Source organism: Massilia horti (genome assembly GCF_004614195.1).
GTDB classification, from domain to species: domain Bacteria; phylum Pseudomonadota; class Gammaproteobacteria; order Burkholderiales; family Burkholderiaceae_D; genus Telluria; species Telluria horti.
Window position 1 is genome coordinate 104,517 of the sequence record NZ_SPUM01000038.1, and the last position, 19,874, is coordinate 124,390.

A 19,874-nucleotide genomic window follows, 5' to 3' on the forward strand; every position below is an offset into this window, starting at 1 on the left:
AGGGTGAGGCTGGCCAGTGGCCGGCCGAACGCCCACGCGTTCAGCGATGGCGGCCATATTCCTGCCAGGTTCCGTGTTCGTTGAACGCGTGGGCGTTCGTAAAGTTGGCCACTGGCCAACTTTACCCCGCCCACCCCACGAAACCCCCACTTACCGCAGTGGCAAATCCCACACACCGCGCCCGTAAGTCGATGCGCGCAGGAAGCTGCCATCGGCTGGCATGTACAGATCGCTTACCTCGACGGTCGGCAGGCCGGCGCCGAACTGGTGCCAGGTGGCGCCGCCATCAAGAGTGCGGTACACGCCGAGCCAGGTGGCCGCAAACACCATATTGCCGCTCGGGTCGTTCGGCGCGGCAAGGAGCTTTTGGATCGGCACGTTCGGTAAGCCATGGCTGGCAGCCGCCCAATTCAAGCCACCGTCGGTCGATTTCACCACCCATACGCTTTGACCGAACGGGTTTTCCGACGCCACGTACAGCACCGAATTGTTGGCCCATGCGATGCTGCTGTTGTAGCCTGAGTGGCCCGTCACCAGCGTGCTGCGCAGGGTCCAGTGCGCGCCACCGTCGGACGTGATCAGGATATTGCCGCCGGTGGAGACCGCCGCAATGTGATTCAGGTCAAACGGGCTGACAGCCACGCTGTGCGAGGCGCCGCGGATGTAGGTCAGCGCCGGGTTGCCGCTGAAGATAGGCCGCCACGACGCGCCGGCATTGTCAGTCCGATAGATCAGGCTGGCCGTGTTGGTGAAATAGGTTTTGCCGCTCGGGTCAGCCATGGCGCTAGGCGTCGCAATCGGCGTCACAAAGTACGCGTTGCAGGCGTTGATGCCGTTGTAGGTGCAGGTGTCCGGGTCGAAGTTCGGGTCGGTCCACTTCTTCTGGATGTTGGGGTCTTTTTGCGCGTAGTAGATGTAGCCGTACACGTAGCTGCCAAGCGCGGTGACATTGTTCGACTGGCTCCAGCCGACGCCAAAGCCGTCGCCGCCGTAACTCTGGTTGAACACCCCCGTGTTGCCAGAGCGGATACGGGTGCCATTGTCCTGCAGGCCGATCAGCACGCTTTTCGGATCGGCGCCTGAGGTCGCCATCGCATAGATCAAATGATCGACCAGGCCGACGTTCTTCTGGTCGTTCCAGCTCGCGCCCTCGTCGTTGCTGACGAAGATGCCACCGTCGGTGCCGATCATCACTCGCTTCTTGCCGCCTGCCATGGACACGACGGCGGTATGGTGATCGGCGTGCGCGTAGGGCAGGCCGAACTGGGCGAGCCAGTTGGTCAGCAAGCGCCAGGTCCTGCCGCCGTCGGTGGTCTTGCCGGTGTTGAGCTGGCCGCCGAGGTAGACTGTGTTACGCGCCGGATCGCTCGGATCGACCACGATCATCTGGTTGTAGAAGCCCTGGCCGCCCATCAGCTCCATCGTCGGGTTTTCTTCGTTCGGATTGACCGGCGCCTTGCTGTTCAGGCCGAGCGCGATCCACGAAAAGCCGCCGTCGGCGGACCGGTACAGGTCTTTCTGGTCGCAGCCGACGTCGCACGATTTTGCCGCGTACGCGTACACCACAGCGTCACCGGGCACACCGACTGCCAGCGTGATGCGGCCAGCGCCTGCGGTCAGGTTCGGCGCCGGCAGCGAAGTCCAGCTGATCCCGTCATTGGACAGGTACAGCACCGCCGGGCTGTAATAACCGCTGGTCGCGACCGTGGCCAGCCAGCCGATGCTGGTTCGCGCCAGACTCCAGACCCGCCCTCGATCGAGCACGTTGGTGTAGGTATTGCCGCCGTCCGCCGAGCGATAGATGCCGGTATCGGTCGCCACCAGCACGACGTCAATGGGGCCGCGCGTGTCCACCTTCAGGTCCGTCACCATGCTCGACGCGCCGAGGAACACGAACGGTGACCACGTGTTGCCGCCGTCGGTGGTCTTGAGCATCGCGCCGCCGACCAGCGGGATGCCGTCGAACGGGTCGCCGGTACCGTAGTACAGCGTTTGTGGATTGCGGCCGAGCGCCGCTGCGCCGCCGCTGGTGGTGATGACCTTGTCCGTGATCGGGGCCCAGGTCGGGTAGGGCGCCTCGAAGTTGGTGGTCTTCCAGATGCCGCCCGACGAAGAGAGCAGGTAGACCGTGTTCGGGTCGCTCGGGTGCGGCAGGATGTTGCGCAGGCGTCCGCTGTCAGTCACGGAAAGCTTGATCTCGTTCTCGGTCTTGTTGGCGCGGCTCGGACCGATCGACTGCCAGCGCGGCACGCCGTTTGGCGCTGTGGCGCCGGGCGCGAGTTGCGGATAGGTGTTGCGCTGGTCCTGAAACTCCTGGGCCATACGGCGCGAGAAGTCCGGGGGCAGGGTGGCGCCGTAGCGCGCCTTGAGCCACTCGAGGCGGCCCATCACGGTCGGCCGGTCTTCCTCGCCGCTCCCTGCTGCCTGGAACACACGAAAATCCTGCGCGCTGCGGTAACCGCTGTCGTCGGTTGCCGTTTGCGCTTGCGCTACTGAAATTGCACCGGCTAAGGCCAGTGTTGCGCCGAGCCAGCCCACTGCACGTATCAAAGCCATGGTTTCTCCGCTATTCAGTTGATTTGTGGCCATTCCCGCCAACAACCAGGAAGCTGATGTGGACTTGCCTGAAATACTACCTTTTTTGGCAACTATAGGCATGCGCTTTTACAAATGTTTGTGGGAATGAGTCGGGGGCTTTAATGCCCTGTGCGCACAGGTGTGAAAAGCCAGAGTCGACCCCGTCCCTAGACGTCTACTCAATAAAAAAGGCCGTCATCGACATGACGGCCTGAGCGTTACCAAAATCTGCGAGGATTGATTAGTGGAAGTGTTCCGTCCCCGCTGGCGGGAGATGTTGTGGCGATGCCAACCCGACGATGCCTCAACGCAGTGGCAGGTCCCAGACACCGCGACCATAGGTCGATGCGCGCAGGAAGCTGCCGTCGGCCGGCATGTACAGGTCGCTTACCTGGACGGTCGGCAGGCCGGCGCCGAACTGGCTCCAGGTGGCGCCGCCATCGACGGTGCGGTACACGCCGATCCAGGTGGCCGCATACACCGTATTGCCGCTCGGGTCGTTCGGCGCGGCGAGCAGCTTTTGGATCGGCACGTTCGGCAAGCCACGGCTGGCAGCCGCCCAAGTCAGGCCCCCGTCGGTCGATTTCACCACCCACACGCTTTGACCGAACGGGTGTTCCGAAGCCACATACAGCACCGAATTGTTGGCCCATGCGATGCTGCTGTTGAAGCTCGTGTAGCCCGGCACCGCCACATTGCGCGTGTCCCAGTGCGCACCGCCATCGGTCGTGATGAGGATTTTGGTGCCGGTGGATACCGCAGCGATGTGATTCAGGTCGACCGGGCTGACGGCCAAAGAGTGCGTGGTGCCGCGGATGTAGATAAGCCGCGGGTCGCCGCTGAAGATAGGCCGCCACGATGCGCCGGCATTGTCGGTCCGATAGATCAAGCTGGCAGTGTTGGTGAAGTAGGTTTTGCCGCCTGGGTCAGCTGTGGCGCTGGGTGTCGCGATCGGCGTTACAAAGTACGCGTTGCAGGCATTAATGCCGTTGTAGGTGCAGGTGGCCGGGTCGAAGGTCGGCTCGGTCCACTTCTTCTGGATGTTGGGGTCCTTCTGGGAGTAGACGATAAACCCGTACGTAGAACTGCCGAGCACGGTGACGTTGCCCGACTGGCTCCAGCCGACGCCAAAGCCGTCGCCGCCGTAACTCTCGTTGAACACCCCGGTGTTGCCCGAGCGGATACGGGTGCCGTTGTCCTGCATGCCAACCAGCACGCTTTTCGGATCGGCGCCGGAGGTCGCCATCGCATAGATCAAATGGTCGACCAGACCGGTGTTCTTCTGGTTGTTCCAGTTCACGCCTTCGTCGTAGCTGACGAAGAGGCCACCGTCGGAGCCGAACATCACGCGCTTCTTGCCGCCCGCCATGGAAACGACGGCGGTATGGTGGTCGGCGTGCACGTAGGGCAGGCCGAACTGGCCCATCCAGTTGCTCTGCAAGCGCCAGGTCTTGCCGCCGTCGGTGGTCTTGCCGGTGTTGAGCCGGCCCCCGAGGTAGACCGTGTTACGCGTCGGATCGCTCGGATCGACCACCACCATCTGGTTGTAGTTGGCCTGATTGCGCATCAGATCCATGGTTGGGTTTTCTTCGTTCGGGTTGCTCGGCGCCTTGCTTTTCAGGCCCAGCGCGGTCCACGAATAGCCGCCGTCCACGGACCGGTACAGGTCTTTCTGGAGGCAAGCGGCGTCGCACGAGCCTGCCGCGTACGCGTACACCACCGGGTCGCCCGGCGCCCCCACTGCCAGCGTGATGCGCCCGGCGCTGTTGGTCAGGTTCGGCACCGCCAGTGGCGCCCAGTTGATCCCGTCATTGGACTGGTACAGCGTTGCCGGGCTGAAGAAGCCGTTTGCCGCGGTCGTGGCCAGCCAGCCGATGCTGGTGCGCGCAATGCTCCAGACCATCCCTACTCGACCAAGCACCTGGTCGTAGGTATTGCCGCCGTCGGCCGAGCGATATAGGCCGGTATTGGTGCCCACCAGCACCACGTCCACGGGGCCGCGGGTGTCCACCTTCAGGTCCCCCACCACGCCTGATGGGCCGAGGAACACGAACGGTGACCAGGTGTTGCCGCCGTCGGTGGTCTTGAGCATTGCGGCGCCGACCATCGGGGCGCCGTCGAATGGGTCGCCGGTACCGTAGTACAAGGTCTGCGGGTCGCGGCCGAACGCCGCCGCGCCGCCGCTGGTGGTGATCACCTTGTCCGTGATCGGGGTCCAGGTCGGGTAGGGCGCTTCGAAGTTGGTGGTCTTCCAGATGCCACCCCCCGAAGAGAGCAAGTACACCGTGTTCGGGTCGGTCGGATGCGGCAGGATGTTGCGCAGGCGGCCGCTGTCGGTCACGCCCAGCTTGAGTTCGTTCTCCTTTCTGGTGGCGCGGGTCGGGCCAATAGACTGCCAGCGCGGCACCCCGTTTGGCGCCACGGCCCCGGGCGCGAGCTGCGGATAGGTGTTGCGCTGGTTCTGCAACTCCTGGACCATGCGGCGCGACAAGTCCGGGGGCAGGGTGGCGCCATAGCGCGCCTTCATCCACTCGAGCCTGCCTATCACAGACGGTCGGTCTTCCTCGTCTTCGCCTGCTGCCTGGAACGTTCGAAAATCCTGCGCGCTGCGGTAACCGCTGTCGTCGGTTTCCGTTTGCGCTTGCGCTACTGAAATTGCACCAGCTAAGGCAAGTGTCGCGCCGAGCCAGCCCACTGCACGTTTCAAAGCCATAGGTTCTCCGCTATTCAGTTGATGTGTGGCGTTTCCCGCAGCAACTTGTAACCGCATGCGTAACTAAAAGTCTACATTTTTTTACAATCATGGTCATTTATTTTTTACAAATGATTGCGGGAATGAGATCCAGTGCGATTGAGTCGTACTGCTTATCGGAGGCGTAGGGTGCGCCTACGCAAATAAAAAAGGCCGTCATCGAGATGACGGCCTTAGCGTTACCGCAGGGTGTGCGGACTGATCAGTGGAAGTGCTCCGTCCCCGCCGGCGTATCTTCCGGCATCTCGGCATGTACCAGCTCGCCGGTCGGATCGGCAAACAGGGGCGCGCCGCAATCGTCGCAGTACTCGGTGATGTAGCGCTCGCCGATGCGCTTGATGTGCGCGACACCGGCCTCGTTCAGGTGCGCGGTGATCTCGTTGATTGGGGTAATCGGCACTGCGGCAACCCCGCCTTCCATCGGCGTGCCGGCCTCGTCCTCCTGACCGTACAGCGGCCACACGATGCCGTACACCACTTCCGACGACTGGCGCATGGTAAAGCCGATGCGGTATTCGTCGATCTGGCCGTCGGTCGATTCCTCGCCAAAGCCGGCGATCACCGCGCGCAGGTCGGACGGTTCCACTTCGAGCGTATTGGTCAGGTAATGCACGGCGGCGCGGATCGAGACCGGGCGGATCAGCTTGTCCGCCTCGCGGCAGGCGACGTAGTAAGCTTCCGGCAGCAGCAGTTCGATGCCGCAGCCCGGCAGCAGGCGCGCCACGTTCGGCGTCGCCTGCGCGCGCCATTGCTCGAGCGCGTTGGCGCGTTCGGCCTGGAAGTTGATGTGGTGCTGAGGCTCTTGCCAGCGGAACATCGGTGCGCCCTGGGGCGCGACCACGGCCACCAGCAGGTAGCGCGTGTCGGCCAGGAACGGCGCCGTTTCCGGCGTGCGCACCGCGGGCTTGACGCTGCTGCCCTTGTGGGCCGCCCCGGCCAGCTTGTGGGTCATGGCATAGGTTTCGGCATGGGTGCGCGGCAACTGGTCGATCGCGTACAGCGTCGGCGCCATGGCCATGCGCGCGCCTTCGGCCAGCAGGTGCGCCGAGAAGTGGGCCGACAGGGTCGTCAGCAAATCGCCCGGGATATTGCCCGAGCCGATGGAAAAGCGCGTCCACGCGAGGATCGGCGCCGCCACCAGCAGTGCCTGCCAAGTCACCTCGCTGCCGTCCGCCTGCTGCTCCACCATGACCGACGATTCGCTGACCGCCTCGACGCAATCCATCAGCACGTCGTACGAAGCGAGATCGTCCTTGAACAAGGCATTGAGCGCGGTGTCGATGCTGTCTTGATGGTTGGTCTTGAGCAGTTTTTGCAGTTGCGTATCCAGCAGACGCTCCCAGGCGCGTTCTTCGACGCGGCTGGCGGCCTGCACAATGGCTTGGGAAATACTGGCGAGACGCTGGCTTTCTGTCGACAGTTTGTGGGATGAATCTTTGGAGGGACGACGCATGGCGCTAAAAAAGTCTCTTTGTCAGGTAAGTGAAGTTCAGGGTCATGATAACCCCTTATCCCCGGTATTGTAGTTGATTCGGCCACATGCCATGAACACAACGACCGGGCAGAGGCTGCGCCTGGCCGCGCTGGGCGGCATCGAAGTTATCCATTGTTCATGGAATTCGCCGCAGTGCGCCGGGCGCCCTGCTCAAAAAAAGCTAGGTCACCGTTAAGTGTGGGAGGCGCGCAATTAGTTAGCCCAAATATCGTCGTTCCCGCGCAGGCGGGAACCCATAGCGCCGTAGGGTGCGCACCTGTGCTCACGCGGTACGTGTGTGTACCGGAGCCAACGGCGTTCAACTGTACCGCGTGCGCACTGGTGCGCACCCTACGCCTTAGTAAGCACGGTTCCACACTTAATGGGGATATAGCCAAAAAAAACGCCGGACAAAAAATCCGGCGTTCCGTGAACTGCCCGCACGCGGGCGGGCAGACATTCGATTACGCTGCCAGCAGCTGGCGCAGCACGAACGGCAGGATGCCGCCATGCTTGTAGTAATCGACTTCGATCGGGGTGTCGATGCGCAGCAGCACCTGCACGTCCTGGCTCGTGCCGTCCGCGCGGTGGATCACCAGGGTGGCCTGTTGCTGCGGCTTGATCTCGCCCTCGAGGCCCTTCAGGTCGAAGGTTTCAATGCCGGTAATGCCCAGCGTCTCGGGGCTGTCGCTGCCGATGAACTGCAGCGGCAGCACGCCCATGCCCACCAGGTTCGAGCGGTGGATGCGCTCGAACGAACGGGCGATCACAGCCTTCACGCCCAAGAGCTGGGTGCCCTTGGCCGCCCAGTCGCGCGACGAGCCCGTGCCGTACTCTTCGCCGCCGAACACCATGGTCGGCACGCCGTCGGCGATGTACTTCATCGCGGCGTCGTAGATCGACATCTGTTCGCCCGTCGGCTGGTGGATCGTGAGGCCGCCTTCGACCACCGAACCGTCCGCTTTCGGCGGGATCATCTTGTTCTTGATGCGCACGTTGGCAAAGGTGCCGCGCATCATGACTTCGTGGTTGCCGCGGCGCGAGCCGTACGAGTTGAAGTCGGCCTTGAGCACGCCGTGCTCCTTCAGGTACTTGCCTGCCGGGCCGTCTTCCTTGATCGAACCTGCCGGCGAGATGTGGTCGGTGGTGATCGAGTCGCCGAACACGCCCAGTGCGCGCGCGCCGGTGATGCCGCTTTCGGCCGCTTTCGGGGTCATCTCGAAGTCGGCGAAGAACGGCGGCTCGGCGATGTAGGTCGATTCCGGCCAGTTGTAGACTTGGCCCGATACCGACGACACGTCTTCCCACAGCTTGCCCGGGTTGTTCTTCACGTCCGAGTAGTTCTTCTTGAACATGTCGGCATTCATCGCCAGACGCATCAGTTCGCCCACTTCCTGTGTGGTCGGCCAGATATCGCCCAGGTAGACGTCCACGCCGTTCTGGTCCTTGCCGACCGGCTCGCTCATCAGGTCGCGGGTCATGTTGCCGATGATCGCGTACGCGACCACCAGCGGCGGCGAAGCCAGGAAGTTCGAGCGGATGTTCGGGTGGATCCGCGCTTCGAAGTTACGGTTGCCGGACAGGACGGCCGCGGCGACGATGTCGTTCTGGGTGATGACCGCGTTCAGTTCCGGGGTCAGGTCGCCGGCGTTGCCGATGCAGGTGGTGCAGCCGTAGGCCGTCACGCCGAAGCCCAGTTTTTCCAGGTACGGCAACAGGCCGGCAGCCTGCAGGTATTCGGTGACCACGCGCGAGCCCGGGGCCAGCGAGGTCTTGATGTGCGGCGCCACGTGCAGGCCTTTTTCGACCGCCTTCTTGGCCAGCAGGCCAGCGGCCAGCAGCACGCTCGGGTTCGAGGTGTTGGTGCAGGAGGTGATGGCGGCGATCAGCACGTCGCCGTTCTTGACGCGCAGGCCGTTGGTGGTTTCATACACCTTGGACAGGTCGTCCGGGTTCTTGTTGAAGCCGTTCGCTGCCACCGGCTTGGAGAACAGCTCGGTGAAGGTGTTCTTCACCTGGCCCAGCTCGATGCGGTCCTGCGGACGCTTGGGGCCGGCCAGCGACGGGGTCACGGTCGACAGGTCCAGTTCCAGCACGCGGGTGTAGTCGATCTCGCCTTCCTGCGGCACGCCGAACAGCTGCTGCGCCTTGAAGTAGTTCTCAAAAGCGGCGATTTCTTCTTCGGTGCGGCCGGTGCCGCGGAAGTAGTCGAGGGTCGCTTCGTCCACCGGGAAGAAGCCCATGGTCGCGCCGTATTCGGGCGCCATGTTGCCGATGGTGGCGCGGTCGGTGGTCGACAGCGAGCGGGTGCCTTCGCCGAAGAACTCGACGAACTTGCCCACGACCTTTTCACGGCGCAGCATTTCGGTGATGGTCAGCACCAGGTCGGTCGCGGTGCAGCCTTCGCGCAGCTTGCCCTTGAGGTTCACGCCGATCACGTCCGGGGTCAGGAAGTACACCGGCTGGCCCAGCATGCCGGCTTCCGCCTCGATGCCGCCCACGCCCCAGCCGACCACGCCGATCCCGTTGATCATGGTGGTGTGCGAGTCGGTGCCGACCAGGGTGTCCGGGTAGAACACGCCATTGGCGTTATGCACGCCGCGTGCCAGGTATTCCAGGTTGACCTGGTGCACGATGCCGAAGCCCGGCGGCACGACGCCGAAGGTGTCGAAGGCTTGCATGCCCCACTTCATGAACTGGTAGCGCTCGTTGTTGCGCGAAAATTCCAGCTTCATGTTCAGGTCCAGCGCGCCCGGCTCGCGGAAGTGGTCGATGGTGACCGAGTGGTCGACCACCAGGTCAACCGGCACCAGCGGCTCGATCTTCTTCGGATCGGCGCCCATCTTGGCGGCCACGTTGCGCATCGCCGCCAGGTCGGCCAGCAGCGGCACGCCGGTGAAGTCCTGCAGCACGACGCGCGCCACGACGAACGGGATTTCGTCGGTACGGTCCGCGGTCGGGCCCCAGTTGGCCAACTGCTTGACGTGTTCTTCGGTGACCTTCTTGCCGTCGCAGTTGCGCAGCACGGATTCAAGGACAACGCGGATCGACACCGGCAGGCGCGACAGGTTCACGCCGAGGGATTCCGCCAGTGCCGGCAGCGAGTAAAACTGGCCGTTCTGGCCCGCGCCAAGCGGGAATTCCTTCAGCGTGTTCAGAGTGTTGCGAGACATAAGCTCTCCTTCAGTGGGGTACTTGTTATTGCTTCAATCGTCGATTTTGCAACAGCGAGGCGATGGGGGGCGGCTCGTGGCCGCCCTCGGCATCAGCTTTTCTTTTCGAGCGACGAGCCGCCGGCCGAAGCCGACTGCGTGGCGCTCTTGCATTCATTGGCAAGCTGCCGGTTGTGCTTCGAATCGAGCAGGATGCCCTTGGCCGGAATGCCGATCCAGATCAGGCCGGTCTTGCTGTTCTCGAAGCGCTGGGCGCCGGTCGTGGTGCCGACGCGATCCAGTTGGTGCAAATGCTTTTTCCAGCGCAGGGCGATATGCGCGTCGTCCTTGTCGCTGGTGTAGATAGTGATCTTGTTACCCTGCTCGCAGTCGTACTCGGTGCTGACGCTGCCCGTGACGTCCGGTTCCGGATCGTCGGCAACGGTCGGTTCGGCCGGCTCGGTCTTCTTGGCCTTGGCTTTTGCCTTCGGCTTGGTGTTTGCCTTATGGGCAGCAGTCTTGCTTGGGGTGTCGCTGGAGTTAGCCGAAGCGGGGGTCGCAAAGGCGCCAGCCGCGAGCAGCAGGGTGCAGGCGGCGAGGAGTTGTTTCAGAGTGGTGGCCATCAGAGAGTTTCCGGTTGATTGACGAGTGCCGCCGCGGCATCCGGCAGCGCCAGGCCAGCCAGCTTCGCGCGCTGCAACACGGTCCAATAATATCGGTAGCTCGCGCGGTCGTGCAAGCGGCCGTGCTGGTTTATTGGCCCCCAATCGGCGGCCATCGCTTCCAGCAGGATATTGGTTGCTTCATTTACCTCGGACAGCCGCGGCGTGAACGCCTTGATGATCGGCTTGATCTGGTCCGGATGGATGCTCCACATGCGCGTGAAGCCGAATTCGATCGCGGCGCGCTGGGCGTCGTTGGCAACCACCGCGCTGTCCTTGATATCCGTGGTCACATTATGCGAGGGGACCTTGCCGTGCGCATGACATGCCGCAACCATCTCCAGTTTGGCGCGCACAACCAACGGATGCGTAAACTGGCCAGGGGTGCGCATGGCGGCGGCCGGAATCGCGCCGTAATGCGCCGAGACGAAATCCATGATCCCGAACGACAGACATTCGACCTGGGGCAGGGCGGCGATCTGGTACGCCTCGTGCAATGCACCGTGGGTTTCGACCAGCACGTGCACCGGCAGCGCGGCGCGCCCGTTTGGTACCGCGTGATGGTTGATGAGCTCGATCGCGCGCAGCACCTCGTCCACGCCGTTCGGCTTGGGCAGCACCACATAGGCGAGCTGATTGGCGCAAGCGCCGACGATGGTCGCCACGTCCTGCTCGAAGTGCGGGCTGTTCACATCGTGCAGCCGTGCGCCGATGCGCTTGAAGCGGTTGTCTTCGCTTGCGAGCAGGCTCGCCACCAGCCGGGCGTGCGCCGCCTCGTCGCCGGTCGCGGCGCCGTCCTCGCAGTCGAAAGTGATATCGAACAGCGGCCCAAGCTCTTGTTGCAGGGCCATCGACTTGCGCATCAGCTTTTCCGAACCGGCGTAGTGATCGCAGGCGGGAAGCAGCAGCGGTTGGCGTTTGCCCTGGAATAAAACCTCGGATGGATGCATGTTCGTCTGTTAAAGCGTTTGGCCGCGCCGCAGGGGAGGCGGCACGGCCCGCGCGGCGCTTCGCGGCGCATGCGCCACGAACCGCCGCGGGTGATCACATTACTTGAGCAGGTGGGCGACGCCGGCGCGCTCTTCTTCCAGTTCCTTGAGCGTGTTGTTGATACGCTCTTGCGAGAACTCGTCGACGGCCAAGCCCTGGACGATCTTGTATTCGCCGTTTTCGGTGGTGACCGGGAAGCCGAAAATCACGCCTTCCGGAATGCCATACGAGCCGTCCGACGGCACGCCCATCGTGGTCCACTCGCCATTGGTGCCCAGCACCCAGTCACGCACGTGGTCGATGGCTGCGTTGGCGGCCGAAGCGGCCGACGAGGCGCCGCGCGCATCGATGATGGCTGCGCCGCGCTTGCCCACGGTCGGCAGGAAGGTGTCGCGGTTCCACTGCTCGTCGTTGATCAGGTCCTTGAGCGACTTGCCGTCATCGGTCACGGCGAAGCGGTAGTCGGCGTACATGGTCGGCGAGTGGTTGCCCCAGACGCACATCTTGTGAATCTGGCTGACCGGCACGCCAGACTTGATGGCTACTTGCGACAGCGCACGGTTGTGGTCCAGGCGCAGCATGGCGGTGAAGTTCTTAGCCGGCAGGTTCGGGGCCGACTTCATGGCGATGTAGGCGTTGGTGTTGGCCGGGTTGCCGACCACCAGCACTTTCACATTGCGCGAAGCGACGGCGTCCAGCGCCTTGCCCTGCACCGTGAAGATCTGGGCGTTCGCTTCCAGCAGGTCCTTGCGCTCCATGCCCGGGCCGCGCGGACGTGCGCCAACCAGCAGCGCCACGTCGGCATCCTTGAATGCGGTCATCGGGTCGGAATGAGCGCTCATGCCGGCCAGCAGCGGGAACGCGCAATCTTCCAGTTCCATCATGACGCCCTTGAGCGCCTTCTGCGCCTTCTCGTTGTCGATCTCGAGCAGTTGCAGGATGACCGGCTGGTCCTTGCCGAGCAAATCGCCGTTGGCGATGCGGAACAGCAGGGAATAGCCGATCTGGCCGGCTGCGCCGGTGACGGCGACGCGCATTGGGTTTTTAGCCATGATGAATCTCCAAAAGTGGGAAGGAAAACGGTCGAAGCCGAGGATACGCCTATTTAGGTAAGCAAATCGCAATGATACCAAAAGCGCCATCCGTCAATTGGGGGCCGGGCGCAACGTGCAAGCGGGGCGCCGGCGCCCATTTCGAACGCGAGTGTAGTCCCGTGCTGTTCCATCTGTCAATTCATATCATATGTCTTATATAAGACACATAAGTTTATCGGTATTGCACTGGACGTCGCAGTGCTTTTGTGGTGAAATCGCGGTCTATGAACCCAGCATCGTCCAGCCCGGCCAAAGATGGCACAGCAGCCAGCGGCACGCCTGCCGCAGGGGCGGGAAGCTCTCCCACCTTCAGTCCGCTGTACCAGCAGATCAAGGCCTTGATCACGCAGAGCCTGCAGTCGGGCGAGTGGAAGCCAGGCGAGTTGATGCCCAGCGAAGTGGAGCTGGCGGCGCGTTTCAAGGTCAGCCAGGGCACGGTGCGCAAGGCGATCGACGAGCTGGCCGCCGAGAACCTGGTGGTGCGACGCCAGGGCAAGGGCACCTTTGTCGCCACCCACCACGAGGAGCGTGCCCACTACCGCTTCCTGCGCCTGATGCCCGACGAGGGCGTTCCCCACCATCCCGACAACCGCTTCATCGAGGTCAAGCGCATCCGCGCCGCGGCCGAGGTGGCGCGCCTGCTCGACCTGAAGACCGGCGACGCGGTGGTGTACATCAAGCGCCTGCAGTCGTTCGACGGCGCGCCGACCATCCTCGAGGAACTGTGGCTGCCTGGGCAGCTGTTCAAGGGCCTGACGGCAGAACGGCTGGTGGAGTACAAGGGTCCAATGTATGGGCTGTTCGAGTCCGAATTCGGCACGCGCATGATCCGCGCCACCGAAAAGATACGTGCGGTCGCGGCCGATGCCGGCGCGGCCGAATACATGGGCGTGCCGGAAGGTACGCCGCTGCTGTGCGCCGAGCGGGTGTCGTTTACCTACGGCGACAAGGCAGTTGAATTGCGGCGCGGCCTGTACTTGACCGCGCACCATCACTACCTGAGCGAATTGTCGTAAAAGGTATGGAGAAGCTACGGGGGCGGTGATGTGCCGTTTCCCGTAGGGTGGGCGGCTGTGCCGTCCACGCGTTCAGGCGCATCCGGCGCGGTCAGAAGTACCGGCCGGATCCGCAGTCGCTGAACGCGTGGGCGTTCGTAGAGTTAGCCATTGGCTAACTTTACCCCGCCCACCCTACCGGAGACTGTACCTGTCGTTCACGTGGCGGGCAGCGGCAGGCGCCTGCCGCTGCATTAATCGCTGCTTGCGATTAAAATATGTTGGTTTTGGGCAAAGCGACTGAACGGGGCCCGGTTCGCTCGCGGTGTTCCAGTCCTTATGGGTTTGGAGCGGTCCACAAAATCGGCGAGAATGAAGGGTTCGATAAAAATTTGTCAGTCTTAAGGGAGGTGTTGTATGTCCGAAGCCGTGAGAGAGGCTCCAAAGAAGCAGCGGCCGGTAATCCGTAACGTCAGCATTACGGACATTACTACGAATTATAAGCAACCGCCGTCGGCGCTTGTCTCGATCCTGCACCGCATCAGTGGTTTCGGGATGTTCCTGCTGCTGCCGTTCATCCTGTACCTGTTGCAGGAAAGCCTGCGCTCGGAAATTTCGTTCGCGCACTTCAAAGGTGTGGTCGACAACGTATTTGTCAAGATCATCCTGCTGGGCCTGTCCTGGGCCTATCTGCACCACTTCACGGCCGGCATCCGCCACCTGTTCATGGACAACCACATGGCCCTGGACAAGGCCGCTTCCCAGAAAACCGCGCGTTGGGTCCTGGTCATCAGCCTGGCACTGACGGTGCTGGTTGGCCTCAAACTGTTCGGAGTATTTTGATAATGGCAACCCCCAAGAATAACATCGGCCCGCGCCGCCTCGTCGTCGGCGCGCATTACGGCGTCAAGGACTGGCTGGCGCAGCGCGTCACCGCGATCGTGATGGTGATCTACACCGTCGTCCTGCTGGTCAGCTTCCTGACCGCACAGAACTTCACCTACGAAGGCTGGGCCTCGCTGTTCGCCCGCCAGTGGTTCAAGCTGTTTTCCCTGGTCACCCTGTTTGGCCTGTTTTACCACGTCTGGGTTGGCCTGCGTGACATTTGGATGGACTACGTCAAGCCGGTTGGCCTGCGTCTGGTTCTGCAGATGGCCACGGTGCTGTGGCTGATTGCCTGCGCCGCCTGGACCGTACAAATTCTCTGGAGCGTGTAATCGTGGCAGCAATCAAAACTGCAATTCCTACCCGCCACTTTGACGTGGTTATTGTTGGCGCCGGCGGTTCCGGCATGCGCGCATCGCTGCAACTGGCCGAAGCCGGCCTGAACGTGGCGGTGCTGTCGAAAGTGTTCCCGACCCGCTCGCACACGGTCGCAGCGCAAGGCGGCATCGGCGCCTCGCTGGGCAACATGAGCGAGGACGACTGGTACTGGCACATGTTCGACACCGTCAAGGGCGGCGACTACCTGGGCGACCAGGATGCCATCGAGTTCATGTGCCGCGAAGCGCCCAAGGTTGTCTACGAGCTGGAACACTTCGGCATGCCGTTCGACCGCAATCCGGACGGCACCATCTACCAGCGCCCGTTCGGCGGCCACACCGCCAACTTCGGCGAAAAGCCGGTCCAGCGCGCCTGCGCGGCGGCTGACCGTACCGGCCACGCCCTGCTGCACACGCTGTACCAGCGCAACGTGCGTGCCCGCACCTGCTTCTTCGTCGAGTGGATGGCACTGGATCTGATCCGCGACGCCGATGGCGACGTGCTGGGCGTGGTGGCGCTGGAAATGGAAACCGGCGAGGTGATGAACCTGCAAGCGAAGACCACGATCTTCGCCACCGGCGGCGCCGGCCGTATTTTCGCGGCTTCGACCAACGCCTTCATCAATACCGGGGACGGCATGGGCATGGCGGCGCGCGCCGGCCTGCCGCTGCAGGACATGGAATTCTGGCAGTTCCACCCGACCGGCGTGGCCGGCGCGGGCGTCTTGATCACCGAAGGCGTGCGCGGCGAAGGCGGCATTCTGATCAATGCCAACGGCGAACGCTTCATGGAGCGCTACGCGCCGACCCTGAAGGACCTGGCGCCGCGCGACTTCGTCTCGCGCTCGATGGACCAGGAAATCAAGGAAGGCCGCGGCGTGGGCCCGCACAAGGACCACGTGCTGCTCGACCTGCGCCACATCGGCGCCGACACGATTCGCAAGCGCCTGCCTTCGATCCTGGAAATCGGCCACAAGTTCGCCAACGTCGACGCGACCAAGGAACCGATCCCGGTCGTGCCGACCATCCACTACCAGATGGGCGGCATCCCGACCAACATCCACGGCCAGGTTGTCGCGCCGGACGGCAGCGGCGGCCAGAAGGTCGTCAATGGCCTGTACGCGATCGGCGAATGCTCGTGCGTCTCGGTGCACGGCGCCAACCGCCTGGGCACCAACTCGCTGCTCGACCTGGTGGTGTTCGGCCGTGCGGCCGGCAACCACATCGTGGCCCAGCACCTCAGCGAAAAGGCGGACAAGAAACTGCCGGCGGACGCGGCCGACTTCGCGCTCGACCGCCTGAACCGCCTGGAAACCTCGACCGGCTCGGAAAAGGTCCAGCACGTGGCCAACGACATCCGCGCGACGATGCAGAAGTACTGCGGCGTGTTCCGTACCGACGAACTGCTGCAGGCCGGCGTGAAGGAAATCATGAAGCTCGACGAGCGCCGCAAGCATGTCTCGTTCAAGGACAAGTCCGCAGTGTTCAACACCGCGCGCGTCGAAGCGCTGGAGCTGGACAACCTGATCGAGACCGCCAAGGCCACCATCGTCTCGGCCGCGGCCCGCAAGGAGTCGCGCGGCGCCCACGCGCACAGCGACTACGAGCAGCGCGACGACGTGAACTGGATGAAGCACACGCTGTGGTTCTCGGAAGGCAACCGCCTGGACTACAAGCCGGTGCAAACCAAGCCGCTGACGGTCGAGACCTTCAAGCCGAAGGCACGTACTTTCTAAAAAATATTTTGCGGCCGGGGCATGGACCCCGGTCCAGAGAAGATAGGTAAAACATGGCACGCACAGTCCACCTGAAGATTTACCGCTACGATCCGGACAAGGATACGAAGCCCTACATGCAAGACTACACGGTCGAGCTGAAAGACACCGACAAGATGCTGCTGGACGCCCTGCAGCGCATCAAGGCCGACGTCGACGACTCGCTGGCCCTGCGCCGCTCCTGCCGCGAAGGCGTGTGCGGCTCGGACGCCATGAACATCAACGGCAAGAACGGCCTGGCCTGCACCACCAACCTGAACGAGCTGACCCAGCCGATCGTGCTGCGTCCGCTGCCGGGCCTGCCGGTGATCCGCGACCTGATCGTGGACATGACCAACTTCTTCAAGCAGTACCACTCGATCAAGCCGTACCTGATCAACGACTCGATCCCGCCCGAGAAAGAGCGCCTGCAGTACCCGGACGAGCGCGAAGAGCTCGACGGCCTGTACGAGTGCATCCTGTGCGCATGCTGCTCGACCTCGTGCCCGTCGTTCTGGTGGAACCCGGACAAGTTCGTCGGCCCGGCCGGCCTGCTGCAGGCCTACCGCTTCATCGCCGACAGCCGCGACGAAGCGACCAACGAGCGCCTGGACAACCTGGAAGACCCGTACCGCCTGTTCCGCTGCCACTCGATCATGAACTGCACGGACGTGTGCCCGAAGGGTTTGAACCCGAACAAGGCGATTGGCAAGATCAAGGAATTGCTGGTCCGACGCGCGATCTAACCGCGTTCGGGCGGCGCTTGCCAGGGAGGGCGGCGCCGCCGGCAGAGCGAGAGACCCGGGTGCGCGTCGCCGCGCCCGGTATAAGCCAGTACAGGCACGGCCCGGCGCAGGTGCGTGCTTTCGCGGGTGCGGCGCAGCAGTGCGCGCCGGCACCTGGCCATAAATACAGTAAAAATACCGTACTGCCGAAGTTCGGCAGCCGAGGTATAGTGTTGACCTAACAACGGACTCTAGTGTGACAACGCATCAATCCGACCCCGCCAACCGTGCCCGCCTTCGCTGGCGCGCCCGTCGCGGCCTGCTCGAAAACGACTTGATCCTCACGCGCTTTTTGGATGCGCATGAAGAAGAATTGACGGACGAGGACGTCGATGCGCTGACCCGATTGCTCGACCTGGCGGACAACCCGCTCATGGACCTGCTGCTCGGTCGCGCCGAGCCCGAAGGCGAGGTCGACCTGCCGCATGTGCGCGCCCTGCTGGTGCGCCTGCGGGAAGCGTAAGCGAAACAAGGGTTTCGTTTTTTATTTTTCACCTCCCAAGAAGGAAGTGCCATGAATATCTCTGATACCAAAGCCACCTTGTCGTTCTCGGATGGCAGCCAGCCTGTTGACTTCCCGATCTACAAGGGCACGATCGGCCCGGACGTCCTCGACATCCGCAAGCTGTACGGCCAGTCCGGCAAGTTCACCTACGACCCGGGCTTCATGTCCACCGCGTCGTGCCAGTCGGCCATCACCTACATCGATGGCGACAAGGGCGAACTGCTGTACCGCGGCTACCCGATCGAGCAACTGGCGGTCCAGTGCGACTTCCTCGAAACCTGCTACCTGCTGCTCAATGGCGAACTGCCGAACAAGCAGCAAAAAGACACGTTCACCAACACCGTGACCCGTCACACGATGGTGCACGAGCAGATGCAATTCTTCTTCCGCGGCTTCCGCCGTGACGCGCACCCGATGTCGGTGCTGGTGGGCACGGTCGGCGCGCTGGCCTCGTTCTACCACGACTCGCTGGACATCAACGACCCGGCCCAGCGCGAAATCTCCGCGATCCGCCTGATCGCCAAGATGCCGACCCTGGTCGCGATGGCCTACAAATACTCGATCGGCCAGCCGTTCGTGTACCCGCGCAACGACCTGTCGTACAGCGCCAACTTCATGCGCATGATGTTCGGCAATCCGTGCGAAGAGTACAAGGTCAACGACGTGCTGGTGCGCGCGCTGGACCGCATCCTGATCCTGCACGCCGACCACGAGCAGAACGCGTCGACCTCGACCGTCCGCCTGGCCGGTTCGTCGGGCGCCAACCCGTTCGCCTGTATCGCTGCCGGCATCGCCTGCCTGTGGGGTCCGGCCCACGGCGGCGCGAACGAAGCCGCGCTGAACATGCTCAAGGAAATCGGCACGCCGGAGAACATCCCGGACTTCATCGCCAAGGTCAAGGACAAGAACTCGGGCGTGAAGCTGATGGGCTTCGGTCACCGCGTGTACAAGAACTTCGACCCGCGCGCCAAGCTGATGCGCGAAACCTGCTACGAAGTGCTCAACGAACTGGGCCTGCAGAACGACCCGCTGTTCGCGCTGGCGATGCAGCTGGAAAAGATCGCGCTGGAAGACGACTACTTCGTATCGCGCAAGCTGTACCCGAACGTCGACTTCTACTCGGGCATCGTGCAGTCGGCCCTGGGCATCCCGGTTTCGCTGTTCACCGGTATCTTCGCGATGGCCCGCACCATCGGCTGGATCGCCCAGTGGAACGAGATGATCGCCGATCCGGAGCAGAAGATCGGCCGTCCGCGCCAGCTGTACATCGGCGCCCCGCGCCGCGACGTGCCGTCGATCGACAAGCGCTGATCGGTCTTAGGCATTAACAGAAAAGCGAGCCGAGGCTCGCTTTTTTGTTTGTGTGAATCAGTGTGCGCACCCGTGCGCACGCGGTACGTTTGCTGGCCATTGGCTCCTGTATGCCCACGAACGCATGCGCAGAGTACGTGCGGATAGATGAGCCAACATCACACATAGGTACCGCTTGCGCACGGGTGCGCACCCTACGAACCCCCCAGCGCCAATAAAAACGGCTGACCGATCACTCGGGCAGCCGTTGTCGTTAAGAGGAGGTTGGGAAATCAGCGATAGAAAACTTCGACTTTGCCTTTGAGCTTGATGAGCATCGGCTTGCCTTTGCGGTCCAGGACCTTGCCGGCGGCGACCTTGATCCAGCCTTCGCTCAGGCAGTACTCCTCGACATCGAAGCGTTCTTTATCGTTGAATTTGATGCCGACCTCGTGCTTGAACACGTCCGCCACGTGATGCGGGCTGCGCGGATCGATGGACAGGCGGTCGGGCAGGGTAGGTTTGGTAGTGTCGTTCATGTAGCAATTATCCACGATTCTTTCAAACGAAGCGAGCGCGGGG

15 protein-coding genes are annotated in these 19,874 nt (G+C 62.8%); 7 read left to right on the forward strand and 8 right to left on the reverse strand.

Going from position 1 to position 19,874, the window contains the following annotated elements; translation table 11 throughout:
* Positions 1-150: 150 nt before the first annotated feature.
* The 7 genes from E4O92_RS06425 to E4O92_RS06455 form a co-directional block, all read right to left on the reverse strand.
* Entirely contained in the window at positions 151-2,556 is a 2,406-nt protein-coding gene (locus tag E4O92_RS06425) for a WD40/YVTN/BNR-like repeat-containing protein (RefSeq protein WP_135188924.1), read from the reverse strand.
* A gap of 325 nt (positions 2,557-2,881) precedes the next feature.
* Positions 2,882-5,290 (reverse strand): WD40/YVTN/BNR-like repeat-containing protein, encoded by a 2,409-nt coding sequence (locus E4O92_RS06430; RefSeq protein ID WP_135188925.1) that lies wholly within the window; start codon positions 5,288-5,290, stop codon positions 2,882-2,884.
* Between the two features lie 241 nt (positions 5,291-5,531).
* Positions 5,532-6,782: a DUF2863 family protein gene (locus tag E4O92_RS06435; RefSeq protein WP_135188926.1), complete on the reverse strand. Its 1,251-nt coding sequence runs from the start codon at positions 6,780-6,782 to the stop codon at positions 5,532-5,534.
* 485 nt (positions 6,783-7,267) lie between these two features.
* Entirely contained in the window at positions 7,268-9,976 is a 2,709-nt protein-coding gene (gene acnA / locus E4O92_RS06440) for an aconitate hydratase AcnA (protein WP_135188927.1), read from the reverse strand.
* A 92-nt stretch (positions 9,977-10,068) separates the two neighbouring features.
* On the reverse strand, positions 10,069-10,578 hold the full coding sequence (locus tag E4O92_RS06445) for a hypothetical protein (RefSeq protein WP_135188928.1): 510 nt from the start codon (positions 10,576-10,578) through the stop codon (positions 10,069-10,071).
* On the reverse strand, positions 10,578-11,567 hold the full coding sequence (locus E4O92_RS06450; protein WP_135188929.1) for an HpcH/HpaI aldolase/citrate lyase family protein: 990 nt from the start codon (positions 11,565-11,567) through the stop codon (positions 10,578-10,580). The genes E4O92_RS06445 and E4O92_RS06450 overlap by 1 nt, the downstream gene beginning before the upstream one ends.
* A gap of 99 nt (positions 11,568-11,666) precedes the next feature.
* A complete protein-coding gene (locus tag E4O92_RS06455) occupies positions 11,667-12,659 on the reverse strand; it encodes a malate dehydrogenase (RefSeq protein WP_135188930.1) in 993 nt (330 codons plus the stop codon).
* Between the two features lie 266 nt (positions 12,660-12,925).
* Here E4O92_RS06455 and E4O92_RS06460 point away from each other — a divergent pair, with 266 nt between their 5' ends.
* The 7 genes from E4O92_RS06460 to gltA all read left to right on the forward strand — a co-directional run bounded on the left by E4O92_RS06460 (position 12,926) and on the right by gltA (position 19,313).
* The gene (locus E4O92_RS06460; protein ID WP_135188931.1) at positions 12,926-13,717 is read left to right on the forward strand and encodes a GntR family transcriptional regulator; all 792 of its coding nucleotides are present in this window, start codon (positions 12,926-12,928) and stop codon (positions 13,715-13,717) included.
* A 396-nt stretch (positions 13,718-14,113) separates the two neighbouring features.
* Complete coding sequence (gene sdhC, locus E4O92_RS06465; RefSeq protein WP_206076826.1) at positions 14,114-14,539, forward strand: succinate dehydrogenase, cytochrome b556 subunit; 426 nt, start codon at positions 14,114-14,116, stop codon at positions 14,537-14,539.
* A 2-nt stretch (positions 14,540-14,541) separates the two neighbouring features.
* The gene (gene sdhD / locus E4O92_RS06470; RefSeq protein WP_135188932.1) at positions 14,542-14,913 is read left to right on the forward strand and encodes a succinate dehydrogenase, hydrophobic membrane anchor protein; all 372 of its coding nucleotides are present in this window, start codon (positions 14,542-14,544) and stop codon (positions 14,911-14,913) included.
* Positions 14,914-14,915: 2 nt separating this feature from the next.
* On the forward strand, positions 14,916-16,694 hold the full coding sequence (sdhA, locus tag E4O92_RS06475) for a succinate dehydrogenase flavoprotein subunit (RefSeq protein ID WP_135188933.1): 1,779 nt from the start codon (positions 14,916-14,918) through the stop codon (positions 16,692-16,694).
* A gap of 53 nt (positions 16,695-16,747) precedes the next feature.
* Positions 16,748-17,458, forward strand: a complete 711-nt coding sequence (locus tag E4O92_RS06480; RefSeq protein ID WP_135188934.1) for a succinate dehydrogenase iron-sulfur subunit — start codon at positions 16,748-16,750, stop codon at positions 17,456-17,458.
* 235 nt (positions 17,459-17,693) lie between these two features.
* A complete protein-coding gene (locus tag E4O92_RS06485) occupies positions 17,694-17,960 on the forward strand; it encodes an FAD assembly factor SdhE (RefSeq protein WP_135188935.1) in 267 nt (88 codons plus the stop codon).
* Between the two features lie 51 nt (positions 17,961-18,011).
* Positions 18,012-19,313, forward strand: a complete 1,302-nt coding sequence (gene gltA / locus E4O92_RS06490; protein WP_135188936.1) for a citrate synthase — start codon at positions 18,012-18,014, stop codon at positions 19,311-19,313.
* A gap of 272 nt (positions 19,314-19,585) precedes the next feature.
* On the opposite strand, the gene E4O92_RS06495 is transcribed toward gltA, so the two are convergent.
* The gene (locus E4O92_RS06495; RefSeq protein ID WP_135188937.1) at positions 19,586-19,831 is read right to left on the reverse strand and encodes a DUF3297 family protein; all 246 of its coding nucleotides are present in this window, start codon (positions 19,829-19,831) and stop codon (positions 19,586-19,588) included.
* Positions 19,832-19,874: the final 43 nt, after the last annotated feature.

Excerpts from the sequence above, each read along its gene's own strand:
- E4O92_RS06450 (WP_135188929.1), bottom strand. The coding sequence starts at position 11,567 with ATGCATCCATCCGAGGTTTTATTCCAGGGCAAACGCCAACCGCTGCTG.
- E4O92_RS06460 (WP_135188931.1), top strand. The coding sequence starts at position 12,926 with ATGAACCCAGCATCGTCCAGCCCGGCCAAAGATGGCACAGCAGCCAGC.
- E4O92_RS06445 (WP_135188928.1), bottom strand. The coding sequence starts at position 10,578 with ATGGCCACCACTCTGAAACAACTCCTCGCCGCCTGCACCCTGCTGCTC.
- sdhC (WP_206076826.1), top strand. The coding sequence starts at position 14,114 with ATGTCCGAAGCCGTGAGAGAGGCTCCAAAGAAGCAGCGGCCGGTAATC.
- E4O92_RS06455 (WP_135188930.1), bottom strand. The coding sequence starts at position 12,659 with ATGGCTAAAAACCCAATGCGCGTCGCCGTCACCGGCGCAGCCGGCCAG.
- E4O92_RS06425 (WP_135188924.1), bottom strand. The coding sequence starts at position 2,556 with ATGGCTTTGATACGTGCAGTGGGCTGGCTCGGCGCAACACTGGCCTTA.
- E4O92_RS06480 (WP_135188934.1), top strand. The coding sequence starts at position 16,748 with ATGGCACGCACAGTCCACCTGAAGATTTACCGCTACGATCCGGACAAG.
- gltA (WP_135188936.1), top strand. The coding sequence starts at position 18,012 with ATGAATATCTCTGATACCAAAGCCACCTTGTCGTTCTCGGATGGCAGC.
- sdhD (WP_135188932.1), top strand. The coding sequence starts at position 14,542 with ATGGCAACCCCCAAGAATAACATCGGCCCGCGCCGCCTCGTCGTCGGC.
- acnA (WP_135188927.1), bottom strand. The coding sequence starts at position 9,976 with ATGTCTCGCAACACTCTGAACACGCTGAAGGAATTCCCGCTTGGCGCG.
- E4O92_RS06430 (WP_135188925.1), bottom strand. The coding sequence starts at position 5,290 with ATGGCTTTGAAACGTGCAGTGGGCTGGCTCGGCGCGACACTTGCCTTA.
- E4O92_RS06435 (WP_135188926.1), bottom strand. The coding sequence starts at position 6,782 with ATGCGTCGTCCCTCCAAAGATTCATCCCACAAACTGTCGACAGAAAGC.
- E4O92_RS06495 (WP_135188937.1), bottom strand. The coding sequence starts at position 19,831 with ATGAACGACACTACCAAACCTACCCTGCCCGACCGCCTGTCCATCGAT.